Here is a 19,100-nt window from a genome sequence, read left to right as displayed (position 1 = left end):
ATTGGAGCACAAATTATATTACACTGACGCTTATAAGCAAGACTTTACTACTAAAATTATAAAGCAAGATTATGATAAAAACGGTAACTTATACGTTGTTTTGAATGAAACAGCATTTTATCCGACAGGTGGCGGACAACCATATGATACTGGTACATTAAATGATATCAATGTAATCAATGTAGAAGAGATAAACGGAGAAATTCGTCACTACATCGCAGAACAATTACATACAGAAGACGTAGAAGGTAAAATTAATTGGGAGCGCCGTTTTGATCATATGCAGCAACATGCGGCTCAGCACATTTTATCTGCTGCTTTTTGGGACCATTTTAACATACCTACGATTGGATTCCATCTTGGTAAAGAAACGGTAACAATCGATTTAGAAACAGAAAATCTGCATACAGAAACAGTTGAAAAAGCAGTACAAATTGCAAACAAAATTGTTTTTGAAAACCATCCAATCCGTATAGAGTGGATGAACTTAGAAGAAGCGAAAACATTACCTCTTCGTAAAGAACCGAATATAACAGAAAATATACGCGTTGTTATTATCGAAAATTACGACTACAACGGCTGTGGTGGAACCCATCCGAAACGCACTGGTGAAGTTGGTCTTATTCAAGTACTAGGATGGGAGCGCAATAAAGGTGGTATACGCTTAACCTTTATCGCTGGTTGGCGTACACTTAAATTAATGGGGCAACAGCAACAAATTATGAAAGATGTTTCCAAACAATTAAACAGTAGCGAAACTGATATCCCAGCAAAAGTGGCACAGCTTCTTACCTCTCAAAAGGAAAACGAAAAAACAATACAAACAATGAATGAAAAATTATTATTTGCAGAGGCAAATGAATTACTGCAACAGCCCACCGAAATACATGCTGGGTTACTTATTTCTAAAGCATTTACAGATCGTTCTATGCAAGAAATTGCAAAAATATCAGCTATCATTACAGAACAACAAGAGCATGCAATTACGTATTTCGTTATTGAAAATGATGACAAACTACAATGTATTCTCGCTTGCGGAAAAACAGTAACGCTCGATATGAATGCTCTTTTAAAAGATGCTCTTCCTACAATTGAAGGAAAAGGTGGCGGAAATAAAAAGAGTGCACGCGGCGGCGGAAAAGCGGTTATGAACGGGGACGAGTTTTTAAATCAGCTTGTTTCTTCTTTACAGTCAGCAGTGTAAAACATGTTTATGAAGGATAGCTAACGGCTATCCTTCAACTATATTTACAGGCCTATATGTTGTTTCAACCCTTGATAACTTCCTGCATTTGCAAAACCGCCACTTATAAGATTGATAAAAGTTTCCGAAAAACCATAATAACTTAATTCGTTAATCGGTACCATTTGCACATCATGAATCGGATTATGATCGAACTCGTTAGAAGGTAGTGTAATTTCACCTTCAATCCTTTCAAGCAGAAACGTAATATGTAACAAAGATGGACTAGCATCTGGTTTATCACAAACATAGAGTAGCTTCTTAATTTTAACTTCTAATCCTGTTTCTTCTCTCATTTCTCGAATCATCGCTTCTTCTAACGTTTCACCATTCTCTACCCTTCCTCCAGGTAAAGACCAATCGCGATTAGCCACTTTTTGCTTTACTAGCAATACTTTTTCATCTTCAATTAAAATTCCCGTAACACGAACTTGCATTATATTTTCTATATATAACCTCCTCTTCCCATTATATTTACACATTAATCCTTCCATAAAAAGAACGTATGTTTTATAATTAAAGAAAATTATGGAAGAAAGTAGTTGTTACATTCATGCGACCATCTTTAACAAAAACTATATCTCTTACAGATTTCCAAAATTATTATTGGTTAAAAGCAGAACTGCAAACATTTTGTCGCGAGCATGGTCTGCCAGCTAGTGGCTCTAAGATCGAAATAACCGAGCGTATCTCACATTATTTAACTACGGGGAAAGTCTTAAAAAACAGCTCTGTGCCAAAAGTGAGCAAAGCTCCCCTCTCTTATAAAGACCTTTCTCTTCAAACGATTATTACTAAAAATCACCGCTGTAGCGAAGATGTTCGTGCTTTTTTCAAAGAAAAAATCGAAACAAACTTCCGCTTTACAGTAGCTCTTCAAAAGTTTTTTAAAGAGAATGTTGGAAAAACATATGAAGACGCGATAACATTTTGGTATGAAGAAAACGAACGAAAAAAAGATCCTACTTATAAAACAACGATCAGCGCGCAATTTGAATACAATCGCTTTACTCGGGACTTTTTCAAAGATCCAAATAATAAAGGAAAAGCAAAAGCTGATGCGATTGCTGCTTGGAACGAAATGAAAGCGAAGCCTGGCAGCAATGTTTATGTTCCTCAAAAAGTAGAAAACTAGTTACCTCACTAGTCTTCTACTTTCTCAAATAATAGCGCAATCCCTATCCCGCCTCCAATTCCTAATGTAGCAATTCCATATTTCATAAACTCTCTTTGAGCCTGATAAAACAAACGTGTTACAAGCATAGCCCCAGATGCACCGTACGGATGACCGAGCGCAATTGCCCCACCATTTACATTTAATTTTTCATACGGAATTTGTAACTCTTTTGCGCAAGCAACAACTTTTGAGGCGAATGCTTCATTTATTTCAAAATAATCGATGTCCTCTACTTTTACATTCATTTCGTTTAATAATCTGTTCACCGCAAATATCGGACCAGTCCCTGGAAGATTGGGATCCACTCCCACTACAGTACTACGAACGAAACGAAGGACAGGTTTATAACCGAACTTTAGGGCTTGTCCCTCTTCCATTACAAGAACAGCACATGCCCCATCATTTACACCACATGAATTACCTGCCGTCACTGTTCCATTTTGTAAAAATGCGGGCTTCGTTCTTTTAATGATTCGTTCATAATTCATTTCTGGCTTTATAGATTCATCTAATAATCCATTAAAAGAAAATATTTCATCATGTATATATCCTTTTTCTAACGCTTGCAGTGTCCGCTTATAACTAAGACAAGCGTACTCGTCTTGCATTTCTCTCGTTATGTTATAACGCTCCGCAACATATTCAGCCGCTACTCCCATGTCAGGATCACCAATTGTTTCAGGTGAAAATCTTGCTCTTTTTTGAAAAGGTGACGTACTTGTACTCTCTACTCCTCCGGCGATATAGCAATTACCTGCCCCGCCTTGAATGAGATGACACGCAGTTCGAATTGCTTCTAAACCAGCACCACATTGCCGATCAATCGTTACACCAGGAATATGATAGCCAAGTCCTGCCTCTAAAGCAGATAATCTTGCAACATTCCCTCCTGGCCCAACAACATTTCCTAATATAACATCGTCTATCTCTCTCTTAATTCCTTTACTTAAAAACGTAAGAAGCGGCGTTGCTAATTGCTGAACTTCATACTCTTTTAATATCCCATCCTTCTTACCGATAGGTGTTCTTTTCGCCTCTACAATAACTGCCTTATTCATATGTTTTCTCCCGGTTTTCAATCATACTTTTTGCTTCCATACGAGCGATTTTCCCACTATTTGTATAAGGTATTCCATCTACAAAATGCCATTCTTTCGGTATTTTAAACGAGGATAATCGTTGTAAGCAAAAACTCTTTAATTGTTGTTTCGTAGCACTTCCTTTTACGATCGCGACGGGCTTTTCACCCCAGTAACTATCTTTCACACCAATTACAACTATTTCATCAACAGCTGGGTGTTCATGTAATACACTTTCTATTTCTTCTGGATAAATATTGATTCCTCCAAATAAAATCATATTCTTCTCTCTACCAACAATATATATAAAGCCTTCTTCATCTTCATAGCCTACATCTCGCACTGTCATCCAGCCATCTGCATTCAACTCCCGTGTTAAACCCCCATCTATTATGTATCCCATAAAAAACTGATCACTTTTCACATAAACAGTTCCTATCTCGCCTTTTTGTACTTCTTCGCCTGCTTCATTACATATTCGAACTTGCACATTGTGACAAGGTTTTCCTACTGAATTTGGCCTTCTTTCGCTTTCTGCATCGACTAGTGCTGTTACAAAACTTAACTCTGATGCACCATAAAATTCATATCTTTTCGCATAAGGAAATATATTCTTTATTTTTTCTTTCGCTTCAGCTTCCCATTTCGCTCCTGATGAAATAATTTTCATTTTATTTTCTATTAATCTATTTTCTTTATATAAAGATTCAAGCATTGTCGGAACTGTATACATAACCGATATATTTTCAGTTTCTAACTTATCTAATACTTGATTCGGAATGAACTTTCTCATAATGTGCACCGTTTGTCCTACATATAATGCACTTATTGCCCCGTATAAGAAAAGAGAATGAACGAGCGTCCCAGCTATTAAAATTGAATCCTCCATTTTCATATGAAAGTCATGTACATTACAATCAAAACTATGAACCCACGATTGCTGTGCACGTAAAAATGCTTTTGCTTTTCCAGTTGATCCTGATGTAAATCCCATATAAAAGGGAGCATTTCGTAAACTTTCTACAGTGGAATGTGTAGGAAGATATTTCTCTATCATTCTTTTCCACTCATCAATTTCAATTACTCTTCCTTCTTCATCAGGTAGATCATTTACCTTATATCGTTCTGTCACAATCATATCCAGATTACTGATCTCAATTCTTTCTCTGAGCTCATCTTGTTTCCACTTTATATCTAACGGAACACAAACCCACCCGGCCATAGCGGCATCAGCGAATAGTTGTAAAAACTCTATACGATTTTCTAATAGGATTGCTATTGTTTTATTCTTTGATTCTGTTGCGTGCAACCAGTTTGCTACTTTACAAACTGATTCGAACCACTCTTTATATGTTAAAACTCTATCATTTTCCTTTATCGCTATTTTATTTGGTTGTAAAGAGGCATGCTTTTTGTATTCTTTTGTAATACCCATATGAGACGTCCTTTCTTTACAAAAATAATAAAAAGAAACACGGAATTAACGTGTTTCTTCCCTTTATCATCCCGCATTTGTATATTTTCCATTCTTTAAAGCGGGCGTAATAATATGTTTCAATGAACGATGTAATTTTGTTACGAGAATCGCCGCGATAATTGCTTTTATACAATCCCCTGGTAAAAACACAGCACTCACTTTCATTGTCTCCCATACAGAAACATCCATTAAAAACGCTTGTACAGTAATACCAAATACATAAACTACGAAAATACCACCAATTATATTAATACATAATACTTTTATAATAGAAACTTCACGTAAACGCTCAATTAAATAACCAATAACAAACGCTCCAATGATGTAACCAAGTAAATATCCTGCACTTGGCCCAACAAATACACCAAGGCCACCGCGTCCACCAGCAAGTAATGGTGCTCCAACTCCTACAATAAGTAAGAAAATAAGCTGACTTAATGCACCAAGGCGTGACCCTAACAATCCACCCGCAAGCATAACACCGAGTGATTGCAATGTAATCGGAACTGGTGTAATAGAAAGAGCAATCGGAGGTATTAACCCTAACACTCCCATAATAGAACTAAATAAAGCGACGAAAACTAATTTTTTTGTATGCATATTTTCTTCTCCTGTTTGTAAACTTAAAAGTGTTTTTAGGTAACATATCACGAAAATTATATTATCTTTCCACCCTTCTTTTGTCAACTTTTATTTAATTTAAGTTTACAAATAAGAATTCACTTATTTCTCTCTATGCAAATGCTCCAGTTCTTTCCGAAGCGCCTGTTTCAAAAACTTCCCAACAGATGTTTTCGGTATTTCTTCCATAAATACAATATCATCTGGTAACCACCACTTCGCAAACTGTGGTTTTAAAAACTCATATATTTCTTCTTTTGTAACCGTACTATTTTTCTTTTGAACGACGCAGGCAATTGGTCGCTCTTGCCACTGAGGGTGAGGAATCGCAACGACGGCCGCTTCAAATATAGCATCATGTGCCATTAAAGCATTTTCAAGATCGACCGAAGAAATCCATTCTCCCCCGCTTTTAATAACATCCTTCGTACGGTCAACAATTTTCACGCAGCCTTCCTCATCAACCGTAACGACATCTCCTGTATATAACCAACCATCACGAAAACCTTCGACAGTACGATTATCGTTATAATAGCTTTCAGCGATCCATGGCGCTCGTAAACATAGTTCTCCCATCTCCGTACCATCCCACTTCACTTCACCATTTGTACCGACTACTTTCATCTCTACACCAGGGACAAGATACCCTTGTTTTGATCTAATTTCTAATTGCTCTTCATACGATAATTCTGTTTCATAACTTTTTAAACGTGCAAGTGTTACGAGTGGGCTCGTTTCAGTCATACCATATGCATGTATGAATGGAACATTATGTTTCTGTTCAAATGCTTTAATAACGCTTTTCGGCGCAGCTGCACCTCTGCATAGTATTCTCGTCATACTAGATAAATCGTAACTATTATTTTCTAACTCTTGTAATACGCCGAGCCAAATTGTCGGCACACCCGCAGCTAACGTCACTTTTTCTGATTGAATCATCTCTAATAAAATTTTCGGGGTAAACATCGGTCCAGGAAGAACTTGTTTTGATCCAAACCAAGTAGCCGCAAAAGGAAGTCCCCAAGCGTTCACATGAAACATCGGGACGATTGCCATTGCTGCGTCACTTTCCGATAAAGCAGCTGTATCAGCTAAACCGAGTGCCATACAATGCAATACAGTACTACGATGCGTATATACAACACCTTTTGGGTTTCCTGTAGTCGCTGACGTATAACACATACCAGCAGGTGTATTTTCATCAATATCTTTTACAAATTGGAAATTGGGATCGCCTTCTTCTAATAGCTTTTCATAATGATATACAGGCTCCAGCATAGTATTTGGAAGTTCATCTTTATCAGTCATAATAATGTAAGCTTGTACAGTTGATAATTGTGATTGAATATTTTCAACGAGCGGTACGAGATCTTCATCTATAAGTAGAATTCGGTCTTCTGCGTGCTGAATAATGTATGAAATATGTTGAGGAGATAAACGAATATTAATCGTGTGCAAAACAGAAGCAATACCTGGAATAGCAAAATACGCTTCTACATGTCGATGATGGTTCCACGCTAATGTTCCTACAGGTTCACCTTCTTTAATTCCAAGCTTTTTCAACGCACTGGAAAGTCTTCTCGTCCTTTCCCCTAACTGCTTATATGTTAACGTTGTAACTGTATCATGTGTCCGTGAAACAATTTCTTTCTTCGAAAACAGTTTCTCTGCTCTTTCCATCATAGAACTAATTGTTAGCGGTACATTCATCATCATATTGGTTATATCCCCCTTTAAAGCGTTTTCATTTTTCGTTTATTATAACAGACTTCCGCAAATGGTTACGACATTTTTCTGTTTTTTCTGAATTATTTCTTTGGAAATAATTCAGAACGATAAAAAACATGTTTTGAATACATTGATTCGAAACATGTTTTTTATCTTTTATAAACTATCTACCTTTTTTCTTACTTTCTTTTTCAGTTTAAAAATAAAACGATTACTGTATTCCTTATTTTCTACTAAAATTCGATATATCTCCCATACTCCTAACACACGAACAAAAAGATAAACTCCGATAGCAATAAGTACAACACAGTACGGATAATACTGAACTAATTCCCCTGAAGTGATATGCTTTTTCTCAAACAAAAACGGGATCGCGCCTGCTGCTATAAAACAAAATCCAACGATCATTACCGCGGCATACTTCTTCTTAATAATCACATATCTTTTTGTCAATTCTTTTAGAAAGTTTTGATCAAATAGTAGTTCTTCCTTTTTCAATACATTGTATCGACTCTCTTCTATCGTTACAGGTGCCATCATTGCTCCAATTCCAAGAACAGCAATGATAATGACAAGAAATGTCGACATTGTTGCATTTTCTTTAAATAATAGATACGGTATTGTAGACAAAATAAGCAAACTAAACCCTAACGCTATATATTTTGAAATCTTTTGTCCGTACACTATATACCCTTCTGCCATTTCCTGACTTACGTAATAGCCATCCACATTTTCATTACTTTGCTCTGCAGTTTCTTTTAATAAATAGTCGAGTGATACTTCAAAAACATTTCCAATCATTATTAACTTTTCAGTTTCAGGAAAACCTTGACCGTTTTCCCATTTACTAACCGCTTGCCTTGTTGTGTTTAATTTTTCAGCTAATGCTTCTTGAGAAAGGCCCTTTTCCTTTCTTAATTTAAAAAGCTTTTCACCAAATCCCATATGTGTGCCCCCCTTTGTTTTCTTACCTAAATTGTATGTAGACATTGCCCTTATCTCTATCTTCCCGGGGTTGCACTTTGTCAACTTACGGTTGCGATTGTGTTATTTAGTGGTTTTATAGACGATTTAGCTATTTTCCTTCTATGATTATGGCGTTAATAAACCAAGACCCCTTAACAACCAATTATAACAATTAAAGGTAATTATTGTTATGAAAAATAAAAAAACTCCTTTATTCATTTAAAGGAGTTTTTTATATGAAATATTTCATTTATCCATATATCTTTCTCGAGATATACAATATCTTTTCGTGTCACGATACTTACCTTTAATGAACATATCCTTTTGAATCGTGCACTCGTACTCCATATTCAAACGTTTCATTAATTTTTCAGATGCTTCATTTTCTGAATCACATCCCGCTTCAATACTATTAAGATGCAACTCATGAAAACCATAGTAGAAAAAAGCTAATGCAGCCTCCGTAGCTAATCCTCTTCCCCAATATTTTCGAGATAAGGCGTATGCAATTTCTGCTGTATGTGTGACCAAATCATATTTTATAAATCCACACGTGCCTATAAGTTTCTTCTCCTCTTTTAATACAATTCCAAGAGGTGCTACTTGCCCTCCATTATATTGCCCCACAATTTCTTCTATATAGTTATATGTGTCACATAACGATCAATGAGCATCCCATACAGTAAAAGTTGTCATCTCTTTATCTGTAGCATACTCATATATATGTAAACTATCACTCATATTCATTTTCCTTAACATAAGTCGTTTCGTATACAAAGTTGGATATGACCACTTCTCAATAATCATAAAGGTTTCTGTTTAAACCTTTCATAATTCCTTACCTTTAATAAAAGGATATTCCCACAATCTGTACAAATATAAGCATCCACCGGTGAAGATGTGAACATCGTTTCCTTTTTCCGTATTTGTGCATATCCAACAAACTCACCTTCTCCTATATTTTGAGAACCACAATTAGAGCATGTCTGCACGTCTTTCTGTTTCATGAGAGCACCACCTTTAATCTGTTTCTACTCCCTTCGACAGTTCAATTCCATTTCCCTTCCAAAAAACTTCTTATTCTCCTACATTACAACAGGAATCTCAAAACAAAAATCGTATATATACTATGAAATATATTTATTAACGGAGGAATTTTATGACTACTGTTATGACACTCGATATAGCAACAGAAATTGAAAATGCAGAAATTGATATGCTCTCTTCTAGATTAGAGAGACTACAAACAATAAGCGGAAACCCCATGCAAGTGCAAATAAAAAAATTCGGTAGCGCCACTGCCTTTTCATCAAAAATAATTGCTGGTCCTGCTTTTAATACGGTAAAAGGTATTACAAATGCAGATGCGATTGATGCAATCATTTCTTATTATGAATCACTACAAATCCCTTGTCGTTTTGAAATTACCCCAGCACAAGGTACAACTGAATTATTTCAATACTTATCTCAAAAAGGGTTTTATCAATCTAGCTTCCATACCGCTTTGTATAGTATACCGAGAGAGGGTTCATCACTTCTTCCTTCTAATATTACAATACGAAAACTAAAAGAAAATGAGTTTGATATTTTTGCAGACATTTATGTATGTGGATTTAATATGCCATCCTTTACAAAAGATAGCGTGCGCCAAAATAATGAAATTCTTTACAATGAACCAGGATGGCATTTTTTCATAGCTGAAGTTCAAAATATCCCTGCTGGTATTGGTGTCCTGTATATAAATAAGGGTGTCGCATCATTAGCTGCTTCTGCTACTTTGCCAGAATTTCAGCGTAAAGGCTGTCATACTGCATTAATTCAAAAACGAATTAAGACAGCTATTGAATCCAATTGTACTTTAATAGTTGGACAAGCAAGGTTCGGTAGCGGCAGTCAAAATAACATGGAACGTGCCCACATGAAAATTGCTTATACAAAATCAATATGGACCGCAAGAGACATATTATAATTTACTTTATTTCTCCTTCCGTTACATTTTTAAACATTTTATGACAATTCCTTTTCTATCCTATTAATCATTTGAATATTCCAACTAGATTTGTTACGCTATTACTAGGTACATCATTCAACTTGCACTATGAAAAGAGAATTCTAATCAAACTACAAGGAGGAGAAATGTATGACTAAGCATGAACACGGTTTAAAAGAAAAAGTAGAAGGTGCCATTGATAAGGTAAAAGGCGAAGTAAAAGAAGCTGTTGGGAAAGTAACTGACAATAAGAAATTACAAGCTGAAGGAAAATGGGATAAGGTGAAAGGCACTGCTAAAGATACAGTTGGTAATGTGAAAGAAAAAGTACATGAATATAAGGAACATAAATAATAAAAAACACGTTGGATGAATTTTCATCTAACGTGTTTTTTATTTTACTTTATATACATAATGAACCAAATGACATATGATATATTTTTATTTCTCTATGCTCTTTGTAAGCGGTTCTTTAAAGGCATTTCTATTCCATACAACAAAAACAATAAGAGAAATAATAAAGAATGCAACAAGACATATACCCAGATAATCAAAATTAACTACTTGTATGAGATTCCAAAACGGGCCCTGTAAATTATAGCTTTCAATAAGCAAAGATAATAGTTGATATCCCCCTATTAAAAAAGCCGTAATAACAGATATTGAGGTAATTAATACATTATATGAATTTCTTATTCGACTATTTTCCATTGCCCACTTATAATTCGTATTCATGAATGTACTATCTAATGTATCCATCAATGACATTCCGGCAGCAAACAAAACGGGGAAAGCAAATATACTTACAAGTGGAATAGATTGACTTGTTGCAGTTACTGTAGAAAGAGCAATTAATCCAATTTCACTCGCTGTATCAAAACCAAGTCCAAATAAAAAACCGATTATATACAATTGCTTCTGACTATCAATAAACGTAAATAAGCGCTGTGTGAAACGATATATAAACCCTAAATTTTCTGGCTGTTTGTCCTCGTGGCTTCTCAACACTTTAATAAGGTACAACAGATTGGTAAGACCAATAATGATAAGGAATGTACTAGAAACGATTGTACCGATAATACCGCCTATAGTTGAAAAGCTCTCCATTCCATGTTTTGCCGTTTTTCCAATTAAAGCAATTAATACAATCATCGCAAATACTACCGTAGAGTGTCCTAATGAGAAGTAAAATCCCACCCCCTGTGAGTTTTTACCTTTTTCAATTAATTTCCGAACAGTATTATCAATTGCGACAATATGATCACTATCAAACGCATGACGCAACCCTAAAGAATATGCAATAATAGCCATTCCGATTATGCTATTACCTTTATATAGCGCCGGTAATAATAATAAAATTCCAAGCACATGAAGAAATATAATAATAACAAAAAAGTTGGTTGCCTTTTTCAGTTCACTTTTCCACATAGTTACTAACCCTTTCTACTTTAAATTGAATACTCTTGAAAAAGAAAAGTGCCATAATAAAAACTAAAATCGTTATAATAGTCGCTAAAATAATTACAAAATTATTTAACACGTCGGTATGATTTGTAAGTGTTAACAGAGCTGGTACTGTTGCAGTAATCCAAGATTCAATGAAGCAAACAATACCTACATAAATATGAATCTTCTTTTTCAATCCATCTTGTAGGAAAAATAAAAACCAAAGGAATGCCCAAAAGAACCAAATTATTGTACTTTGCAAACTACCACTCTCATGTAATTGATTCACAATTCCCATAACCGTTGCAATGATAGCAACCCAAAGAGAATAGTAACCTACACCTGAAGAATCAAGTTTTAATATATTCGTAAGACCAACATATAAATAAGTAAAACCAAATAAAAAAATAGTTCCATTAGATAGGATAGTCCACTCATCGGATTGACTTCCTGTAAATAATAAATATAATGGTGTCAAAGTTTGTAATGCCCCTACAAATAAATTAAAGTATCCTACACTTTTGCTATCAATAAGTTTAAAAGCTGCTAGTGAATTCATAAATAGAACTGCACCGACAAACAATAATCCCACATTAGTCATAGTATCCCCTTCTCCTACTTAATATTTTCGATAGGATGTTAATTCTTCATGTAGACAATTCTCTCTAACAAAACGATGACACTGAAAAAATATAGACTCCATATCCTCAGTATTATGACTAAGTATGCGAATGACAAAGCCTTTACATGGTGTAGAAGATATTCCAATTTTCATATTGTTAGTGTTAGAAAGTGATGTTTTCAATGTTGCAATTAAATCATTTGTAATGTTCTCATTAATAACTATGAAAGTACCATAATGGGAATATTGATTTAATATTCCCATTTGATCTAACGACTCTTTGAAAGGGTTTAGCAATAAATGATCGTATACTACAAGTTTATTTTCCATATATATTTTTGTTAACGAATCAAAATATTGGTATGTGAACTTCTCCATATTTGGCGACCAACCAGGCGTAACTGAATCGCATAAAATCAATGTAGAATTATTTTGCATATATATATTTGTTTTTTGCTTATATGCTGCATCCTTGTACATAATTAACGGGTCTGGTAAATACTCCATAACAGCATTCTCACCAATATAAAAATTCAATTCTTGCAAAGCATAACTATTTGGAGTCTTGTAAACTTTCGTTGCTGATTGGCTTGTTATATATGTTTTCGCATCTTTACCAACATTTATATTTATAGAATAGAAATCTCCTTTTAAATAGCCTCCACCAGAATTCATAATATAGTAATATGCTCTACCATACTCATCCAAATATATTGGCTGCGTTACTTTTAAGGCATCTTTATGATAAACCTTAATAGGTACGGTTTTATGTCTCTTTTCCATCATATCAATGTTTAAGACACCTGTAGGGGATTTCATTTTTTCAGTCCTTCTAACATAATGTTCTGTCTCATCCAATTTATTAATTCTTGTAAACCTTCCTCATCCTTCAAATTTGTAAAAAAGTATGGTTTATTATGTCGGTAATTTTTCGTATCCTGCTCCATAACTCCAAGATTAGCTCCTACATAAGGTGCCAAATCCGTTTTATTAATTACAAATACATCAGATTTGATCATTCCTTGTCCACCTTTACGCGGAATCTTTTCTCCCTGTGCCACATCAATAATATAAATTGAAAAATCCACTAGCTCCGGACTAAATGTGGCAGCTAAATTATCACCCCCGCTTTCAATAAAAATAATATCTAAATTATTATGTCTAATCATGAGTTCTTCAATTGCTTCAAAATTCATAGAAGCGTCCTCTCGAATTGCTGTATGCGGGCACCCCCCTGTCTCTACACCAATAATTCTATCTTCTGATAAAACACCTGTTTTCAATAAAATCTTTGCATCTTCTTTCGTATAAATATCGTTTGTAATTGCTGCAATTTCATAATCTGTATTTAGATGTTTTGTTAACTTTTCAACTAACATGGTTTTCCCAGCACCTACCGGACCACCGATACCAATTTTAATAGGCTTTATCATTTTATTCTTCCTCCCTATGACATGAAGACCCTTACATTTACATCTTCATGTTGCATTTGATTTATTTCGAATTCAGGATCATTCAATCCAAAATCTTCTAATGAAAGTATTTGAATTCTATCAATAGATTCGCAGATTAATTCATGGCATTCTTGTAATAGTTTTTGACCATCTGTTTGTCCAAGAGGAATGGCTCTCACACCGTTTTGAATTATACTTCCAACACTTGAGTATAAGAAAACTAAGAGCGTTTCTTCTATTGTCATTTTCAATTCCGCCCCTAATATTCCGTATACAATACTCGGATGACCTTGTAATTTATTACCCATAATATTTTCTTTATATATATTTAAATTTACAAACGAGAACAATTCACACAATAATTTAGAAGTACTTTTACTAATCATTCTATTTGCTTTTCTACATTCAAAAGGCAATGTTTGTGCTGTTATTAAATCATCTAAAAATGTAATTTGTTCTCCCTCATTATTCTTAATGGCTTCGTAAGTATATTTGCAAATTAAGCCGTCCGTGTATGTTAATTGGACTTTTACATATCGATTAACCCATTTGAAAAACCCGTCTTTATTTGTAACTTGTCCCTCTTGAATAAATGTTTCTAATCCAAAAGAGTGACTAAAACTTCCTGTTGGGAAGTTCGAATCACTAATTTGGAGTAGGTTAAGTAGGTTAAATATGTTTGTGCGAAGCATGCTTGAACGGTTTTGGTAATACTCTATTTTCTTTTTGATAAGGAACACCTTCCTTTTTAAGTAAATCTTCTACTAAGTAGTCGTTCGCCAAAATCATGCACCCTTCATCGAATTGTGCTGGTAAATGTCTATTCCCTAAGTTATGAGCAATAATCCCCATTTCTTTTATTGGTTTTGGAGTAATTACAATTACCTCTTCTGGTAATACTTCAATATACACAATTCGATTTTCATCTTCATATAAAATATCACCGTTCTTTAATGTTTCTCCACTATCTAAAGACACCCCAATTTCAAAACCAGATTCTGAATATAATTTCTGAACTCTCTTCAGTAAAAGCTCACTAGAAATTAATATCTTATCAAGATGCTTTTTTGTGTTTGAGAAATCATTCATATTGCATACGTTGTTATTAATTTTTTCAATAATCATTTTATCTCCCCCGTTATATCAAAATAAAAAATATCTTTGAGCCATAGGTAGTACATCTACTGCTTCACACGTGATTACTTGTCCATCAACTTTAACTTCATATGTCTGCGGATCTACTTCAATTTCTGGTGTTGCATTATTTAACTTCATATCTTGCTTCGAAATCTCTCTCGTATTTTTAACAGGTAATACAACTTTATTTAAACCCAATTTTTCTTTAATATTATTCTCATAAGCTACTTTCGATACAAATGTAATCGAACTTGACTGTACTGCTTTTCCATATGCACCAAACATCTTTTTTTCATAATATGGTTGTGGGGTAGGAATTGAAGCATTCTCGTCTCCCATTAATGCCATCACTACCATTCCGCTTTTCAAAACCATATCTGGCTTAACACCGAAAAATTGTGGATCCCATATTACAAGGTCTGCATACTTTCCTATTTCAATAGAGCCCACGTATTCTGAAATCCCATGTGTAATAGCTGGATTAATTGTATACTTAGCTATATAACGTTGAATTCTATTATTATCGTTATATTCTTTATCTCCCTCTAAACTACCAATCTGCTTTTTCATTTTATCGGCGGTTTGCCAATTGCGAATAATAACCTCTCCACCCCTTCCCATCGCCTGTGAGTCAGAGCTAATCATGCTGAAAACCCCTAAATCTTGCAAAATATCCTCTGCCGCGATTGTTTCTTTTCGAATCCTTGAATCTGCAAACATTACATCTTCTGGAATATTCGCTTTTAAATGATGACATACCATGAGCATATCTAAATGTTCATCCAGCGTATTCACTGTATATGGCAAGGTCGGGTTCGTTGATGATGGTAAAATATTATTCAGCGCAGCAATCTTTATAATATCTGGTGCATGCCCACCTCCAGCTCCTTCAGTGTGGTACGTATGAATAACACGATTATCAATAGCTTTTATCGTTTCTTCCACAAAACCACATTCGTTTAACGTATCCGTATGAATAGCGACTTGAATATCATATTTATCAGCAATCTGTAACGAGTGATTAATTGCTGACGAAGTTGCTCCCCAATCTTCATGGATTTTCAATCCGATAGCCCCTGCAAATATTTGTTCTTCCAGGGCAGGTAAACTTGAACTATTTCCTTTCCCTAAAAATCCAAGATTTATAGGAAAAGCTTCTGCTGCTTCTAGCATTTTTCTTAAATTCCAAGATCCAGGTGTTATTGTAGTTGCCTTAGTCCCTTCTGCCGGTCCTGTTCCCCCACCAATTAAAGTTGTTATACCTGAAGCCAATGCCGTATCAATTTGTTGTGGGGATATGAAATGCACATGTGTATCAATACCTCCAGCTGTAACGATTTTCCGCTCACCAGAAATTACTTCCGTTGATGTTCCAATGATGATATCAATATTATCCATAACTGAAGGATTACCACTCTTACCAATTGCTGAAATCTTCCCATCTTTTATACCAATATCCGCTTTATATACTCCCGTATAATCAATAATAATTGCATTCGTAATAACAACATCCACAACCCCCTGTTCTCTTGTAAGTTGTGAATTTTGTCCCATACCATCCCTAATTGATTTTCCTCCACCAAAGACAGCTTCATCACCATATACAGTGGCATTTCGATCAACATGTGCGAATAATTGTGTATCCGCTAAACGAATAGAATCTCCTGTAGTTGGACCATATAAATCAGCATATTGTTTACGTGACATCTTAAAACTCATGCTATCTCCCTCTTTTTGTGTAAGATTGAATATCGCCATCCACTTTATTTTTAAATCCATATACTTCTTGTTCCCCTGAATATGGAACTAGTTCAATCGTTTTTTCATCTCCAGGCTCAAATCTTACCGCTGTACCTGCTGGAATATTTAAATGTTGTCCAATTGCTACACTGCGATTGAATTTTAACGCCTCATTCACTTCATAAAAGTGGTAATGAGATCCAATTTGAATGGGTCTATCTCCCTGATTTATTACTTTGACTTTCATTGCTTTTTTATTTCCATTACACACTATGTCTTCTTTCGCAAGGATATATTGCCCTGGAATCATAACATTCACTTCCTTTAATGAATTGGCTGATGAATAGTTACTAATTTTGTTCCATCAGGAAAAGTTGCCTCAACTTGAATATCTGATATCATGTCTGCAATACCATCCATAACATCTTCAGCACTTAAAATGTTTTTTCCAAGTTCCATTAATTCCGCTACATTTTTACCATCTCTTGCTCCTTCCAAAATTTCATACGTAATAATAGCGATACTTTCTGGATAGTTTAACTTAAGCCCCCTCTCCTTTCGTCGATAAGCTAAATCAGCCGCAACAACTACTAGCAGTTTATCAATTTCTCTTGGCGTTAATCTCATTACAATCTTCCTTTCTGAAGTATTTTAAAACTAAGAATATTCTAAAAATAAAAAGTGTATTTTCAATGTCTTTTCCGTGTTTTCCCTATGTTTTTTTGCTATCAATCAAATAAAAAAAGAGCCGATGGGCTCTTTTTTTATTTTCCTTCATTCTTCTCTAACACGTATAAATCTTCTTCGATATTCGTTAATTTCTCACTTACAAGCTTTCTTGCATCTCCAATTGCTTGATTGTATGCAAATGGTCCAACTAATTTAACCATTTCTTCTATTAAACGCTCTGCTTGGAAACGTCCAATTTCATCTAAATCTTCTTCAACGAAAAATTGCTGAATTTGCGCTACAAGCTCTTCTTTTTTATCATTTGGTATTTTTATATTCATCATCGTTGTTACTCCTCTATATTTAAGATAATATCTTCCTTAACTCTACCATAGAAAAACGATTACCAGGACAGCTTTTTGTAACTCCTTCTAACTCTCTATGACCTAGTATATTTTCTTTCTTTATAGCAAATTGCTTCATAAACATTTTGCATAAAGAATATAATGCATTCACTTGTGCAGGAGTTGGATCGTATTTATCGAAATTTCCCGTCATACATATTCCAATTGTATGACGGTTATGGTCTTTCGCGTGCGCTCCAATATGTAAACCTCGCCCTTCCACTACAGTTCCGTCCTTTTCGATAAAATAGTTGTAACCAATCCCGCTCCACCCTCTTACAGTTTGATGAAATTCATGCGTTTTATACACGTCCCATCCATCTTCAGCTGTATGGTGGATAATCAGTTGATTTACTTTTTCTAAAGGAACTAATTCATCTTGAAATGTTAGATTGACATATTTAATTTCCATTTGAACTGCCTCCTCTTAAAAATCAATCATAATAATCGTTTTATCATCTGGTTTTATTCTCTTTTCCCCTTCCAGCTTTTCAATGATTGCTACATATTCGTTTATACTATTCTTTCTTATATATGCAACAGTTTGTTCTAATGACCAATCTGGGTGGAATAACCCGTCTGAACAAATAAAAATTCCACTCACTTCATCTATATGTAATTCACCATGTTGTAAATAATGTATCGCTTCTTTCATTCCATTTGCAACTGAATAACCATTTGGCATATTTGCAAGATAACGATTGTATTTTAACTGTTCTCGCACATCTTGAAAAACATATTCTTCTGGTACAGATAACCCTTTTTTACGATCTTCTTCCCTCTTCCTTTTTGCTCGTTTACTAATTCCTTCAACTGTGTCTTTCGTTAATACTTGCATCGTTCCATTTTGAAAAGTTGCGACAATCATACAGTCCCCAAGCTGCGCATATTCAATTTTCTCACCAACTATTTGAACTGCCGCGATACATGTGCACCACAAATGCTCTTTTTTTCTCGTGTCTACTTCATATTCTAACATTTTGCTTTGTAATGCTTCATTTGCTTTGGTAACTGCAAATTGTAAACTATGATTCTCTCGTAATGCAGTAAAATAATTTGCAAATAAATGCGAAGCGATGTATGCTCCATTATGTCCATTTTCATCACGAAACGGGACAAGTGGTGTTGCACCGTCACATACACCATAAATCTTTTTATCTTTATTACAAAAATAAGAATCCTCACATTCTTGCTTCAACGGGCTTTTCTGTTGATATGTTTTTATCTTCACAACTGTATCCCCTTTCAAATGATAAAATACTCAAATTCTTTCGATTAATCTAATTTACCAAAATAAACTGTTTTTACCCAAAACTTTCAATATCATATATAATCTTGAAATAATAT

Annotated in this window: 23 protein-coding genes and 1 pseudogene; 4 read left to right on the top strand and 20 right to left on the bottom strand. The window is 34.7% G+C overall.

Annotated elements, in window-relative coordinates; translation table 11 throughout:
• Nucleotide 1: 1 nt before the first annotated feature.
• Nucleotides 2-1,204, top strand: a complete 1,203-nt coding sequence (locus tag QCI79_RS22680) for a serine-tRNA(Ala) deacylase AlaX (RefSeq protein WP_000400380.1) — start codon at nucleotides 2-4, stop codon at nucleotides 1,202-1,204.
• Nucleotides 1,205-1,248: 44 nt separating this feature from the next.
• On the opposite strand, the gene QCI79_RS22675 is transcribed toward QCI79_RS22680, so the two are convergent.
• Nucleotides 1,249-1,737 (bottom strand): NUDIX domain-containing protein, encoded by a 489-nt coding sequence (locus QCI79_RS22675; RefSeq protein ID WP_003284971.1) that lies wholly within the window; start codon nucleotides 1,735-1,737, stop codon nucleotides 1,249-1,251.
• 59 nt (nucleotides 1,738-1,796) lie between these two features.
• Here QCI79_RS22675 and QCI79_RS22670 point away from each other — a divergent pair, with 59 nt between their 5' ends.
• Complete coding sequence (locus QCI79_RS22670; RefSeq protein WP_001247881.1) at nucleotides 1,797-2,378, top strand: DUF6434 domain-containing protein; 582 nt, start codon at nucleotides 1,797-1,799, stop codon at nucleotides 2,376-2,378.
• Nucleotides 2,379-2,386: 8 nt separating this feature from the next.
• Here QCI79_RS22670 and QCI79_RS22665 read toward each other — a convergent pair whose 3' ends face one another.
• From QCI79_RS22665 to QCI79_RS22635, 7 genes and pseudogenes are all read right to left on the bottom strand, one after another.
• Nucleotides 2,387-3,478: an acetyl-CoA C-acyltransferase gene (locus QCI79_RS22665; protein WP_001030509.1), complete on the bottom strand. Its 1,092-nt coding sequence runs from the start codon at nucleotides 3,476-3,478 to the stop codon at nucleotides 2,387-2,389.
• A complete protein-coding gene (locus tag QCI79_RS22660) occupies nucleotides 3,471-4,934 on the bottom strand; it encodes an acyl-CoA synthetase (protein ID WP_021727660.1) in 1,464 nt (487 codons plus the stop codon). Before QCI79_RS22660 ends, QCI79_RS22665 begins: the two co-directional genes overlap by 8 nt.
• 66 nt (nucleotides 4,935-5,000) lie before the next feature.
• A complete protein-coding gene (locus QCI79_RS22655) occupies nucleotides 5,001-5,576 on the bottom strand; it encodes a biotin transporter BioY (RefSeq protein WP_000556954.1) in 576 nt (191 codons plus the stop codon).
• Between the two features lie 123 nt (nucleotides 5,577-5,699).
• Nucleotides 5,700-7,313 carry a long-chain fatty acid--CoA ligase gene (locus QCI79_RS22650; RefSeq protein ID WP_021727659.1) on the bottom strand — a complete coding sequence of 538 codons (1,614 nt, stop codon included), beginning with the start codon at nucleotides 7,311-7,313 and terminating at the stop codon, nucleotides 5,700-5,702.
• A 168-nt stretch (nucleotides 7,314-7,481) separates the two neighbouring features.
• On the bottom strand, nucleotides 7,482-8,270 hold the full coding sequence (locus QCI79_RS22645; protein ID WP_000505614.1) for a helix-turn-helix domain-containing protein: 789 nt from the start codon (nucleotides 8,268-8,270) through the stop codon (nucleotides 7,482-7,484).
• Nucleotides 8,271-8,537: 267 nt separating this feature from the next.
• Nucleotides 8,538-9,098: pseudogene (locus tag QCI79_RS22640) on the bottom strand (GNAT family N-acetyltransferase).
• Nucleotides 9,095-9,298, bottom strand: coding sequence for a hypothetical protein (locus QCI79_RS22635; protein WP_000810210.1), 204 nt, complete (start codon nucleotides 9,296-9,298; stop codon nucleotides 9,095-9,097). The pseudogene QCI79_RS22640 and the gene QCI79_RS22635 overlap by 4 nt, the downstream one beginning before the upstream one ends.
• Nucleotides 9,299-9,450: 152 nt before the next feature.
• On the opposite strand from QCI79_RS22635, the gene QCI79_RS22630 reads away from it, so the two are divergent.
• Together QCI79_RS22630 and QCI79_RS22625 are read left to right on the top strand one after the other, a co-directional pair.
• Nucleotides 9,451-10,260 (top strand): GNAT family N-acetyltransferase, encoded by an 810-nt coding sequence (locus QCI79_RS22630; protein WP_000214338.1) that lies wholly within the window; start codon nucleotides 9,451-9,453, stop codon nucleotides 10,258-10,260.
• Between the two features lie 171 nt (nucleotides 10,261-10,431).
• A complete protein-coding gene (locus QCI79_RS22625; RefSeq protein ID WP_000160423.1) occupies nucleotides 10,432-10,635 on the top strand; it encodes a CsbD family protein in 204 nt (67 codons plus the stop codon).
• 87 nt (nucleotides 10,636-10,722) lie between these two features.
• On the opposite strand, the gene QCI79_RS22620 is transcribed toward QCI79_RS22625, so the two are convergent.
• From QCI79_RS22620 to QCI79_RS22565, 12 genes are all read right to left on the bottom strand, one after another.
• On the bottom strand, nucleotides 10,723-11,709 hold the full coding sequence (locus QCI79_RS22620) for a HoxN/HupN/NixA family nickel/cobalt transporter (protein ID WP_000265977.1): 987 nt from the start codon (nucleotides 11,707-11,709) through the stop codon (nucleotides 10,723-10,725).
• Nucleotides 11,696-12,328 carry an AmiS/UreI family transporter gene (locus tag QCI79_RS22615; RefSeq protein ID WP_000185993.1) on the bottom strand — a complete coding sequence of 211 codons (633 nt, stop codon included), beginning with the start codon at nucleotides 12,326-12,328 and terminating at the stop codon, nucleotides 11,696-11,698. The genes QCI79_RS22620 and QCI79_RS22615 overlap by 14 nt, the downstream gene beginning before the upstream one ends.
• Nucleotides 12,329-12,346: 18 nt before the next feature.
• Nucleotides 12,347-13,168, bottom strand: a complete 822-nt coding sequence (locus QCI79_RS22610; RefSeq protein WP_000841915.1) for an urease accessory protein UreD — start codon at nucleotides 13,166-13,168, stop codon at nucleotides 12,347-12,349.
• Nucleotides 13,165-13,782: an urease accessory protein UreG gene (ureG, locus tag QCI79_RS22605; protein ID WP_000594928.1), complete on the bottom strand. Its 618-nt coding sequence runs from the start codon at nucleotides 13,780-13,782 to the stop codon at nucleotides 13,165-13,167. Before ureG ends, QCI79_RS22610 begins: the two co-directional genes overlap by 4 nt.
• A gap of 14 nt (nucleotides 13,783-13,796) precedes the next feature.
• Complete coding sequence (locus QCI79_RS22600) at nucleotides 13,797-14,495, bottom strand: urease accessory protein UreF (RefSeq protein WP_000946573.1); 699 nt, start codon at nucleotides 14,493-14,495, stop codon at nucleotides 13,797-13,799.
• Nucleotides 14,473-14,928, bottom strand: coding sequence for an urease accessory protein UreE (locus tag QCI79_RS22595; protein ID WP_021727658.1), 456 nt, complete (start codon nucleotides 14,926-14,928; stop codon nucleotides 14,473-14,475). The genes QCI79_RS22600 and QCI79_RS22595 overlap by 23 nt, the downstream gene beginning before the upstream one ends.
• 18 nt (nucleotides 14,929-14,946) lie before the next feature.
• Nucleotides 14,947-16,659, bottom strand: a complete 1,713-nt coding sequence (ureC, locus tag QCI79_RS22590) for an urease subunit alpha (RefSeq protein ID WP_021727657.1) — start codon at nucleotides 16,657-16,659, stop codon at nucleotides 14,947-14,949.
• A gap of 1 nt (nucleotide 16,660) precedes the next feature.
• Nucleotides 16,661-16,990, bottom strand: coding sequence for an urease subunit beta (locus tag QCI79_RS22585; protein WP_000612160.1), 330 nt, complete (start codon nucleotides 16,988-16,990; stop codon nucleotides 16,661-16,663).
• Nucleotides 16,991-17,004: 14 nt separating this feature from the next.
• On the bottom strand, nucleotides 17,005-17,307 hold the full coding sequence (locus QCI79_RS22580) for an urease subunit gamma (protein ID WP_001241327.1): 303 nt from the start codon (nucleotides 17,305-17,307) through the stop codon (nucleotides 17,005-17,007).
• Between the two features lie 137 nt (nucleotides 17,308-17,444).
• Complete coding sequence (locus QCI79_RS22575) at nucleotides 17,445-17,693, bottom strand: DUF2164 domain-containing protein (RefSeq protein WP_000981075.1); 249 nt, start codon at nucleotides 17,691-17,693, stop codon at nucleotides 17,445-17,447.
• A 19-nt stretch (nucleotides 17,694-17,712) separates the two neighbouring features.
• Entirely contained in the window at nucleotides 17,713-18,165 is a 453-nt protein-coding gene (locus QCI79_RS22570) for a peptidoglycan recognition protein family protein (RefSeq protein ID WP_000404192.1), read from the bottom strand.
• A 15-nt stretch (nucleotides 18,166-18,180) separates the two neighbouring features.
• Nucleotides 18,181-19,002, bottom strand: coding sequence for a protein phosphatase 2C domain-containing protein (locus QCI79_RS22565; protein WP_002101224.1), 822 nt, complete (start codon nucleotides 19,000-19,002; stop codon nucleotides 18,181-18,183).
• Nucleotides 19,003-19,100: the final 98 nt, after the last annotated feature.

The sequence above is a fragment of the Bacillus cereus group sp. MG1 genome (assembly GCF_040460035.1).
GTDB classification, from domain to species: domain Bacteria; phylum Bacillota; class Bacilli; order Bacillales; family Bacillaceae_G; genus Bacillus_A; species Bacillus_A cereus.
The sequence above is the reverse complement of the archived record's forward strand: the minus strand, read 5'-3'. Positions and strand labels throughout refer to the sequence as shown.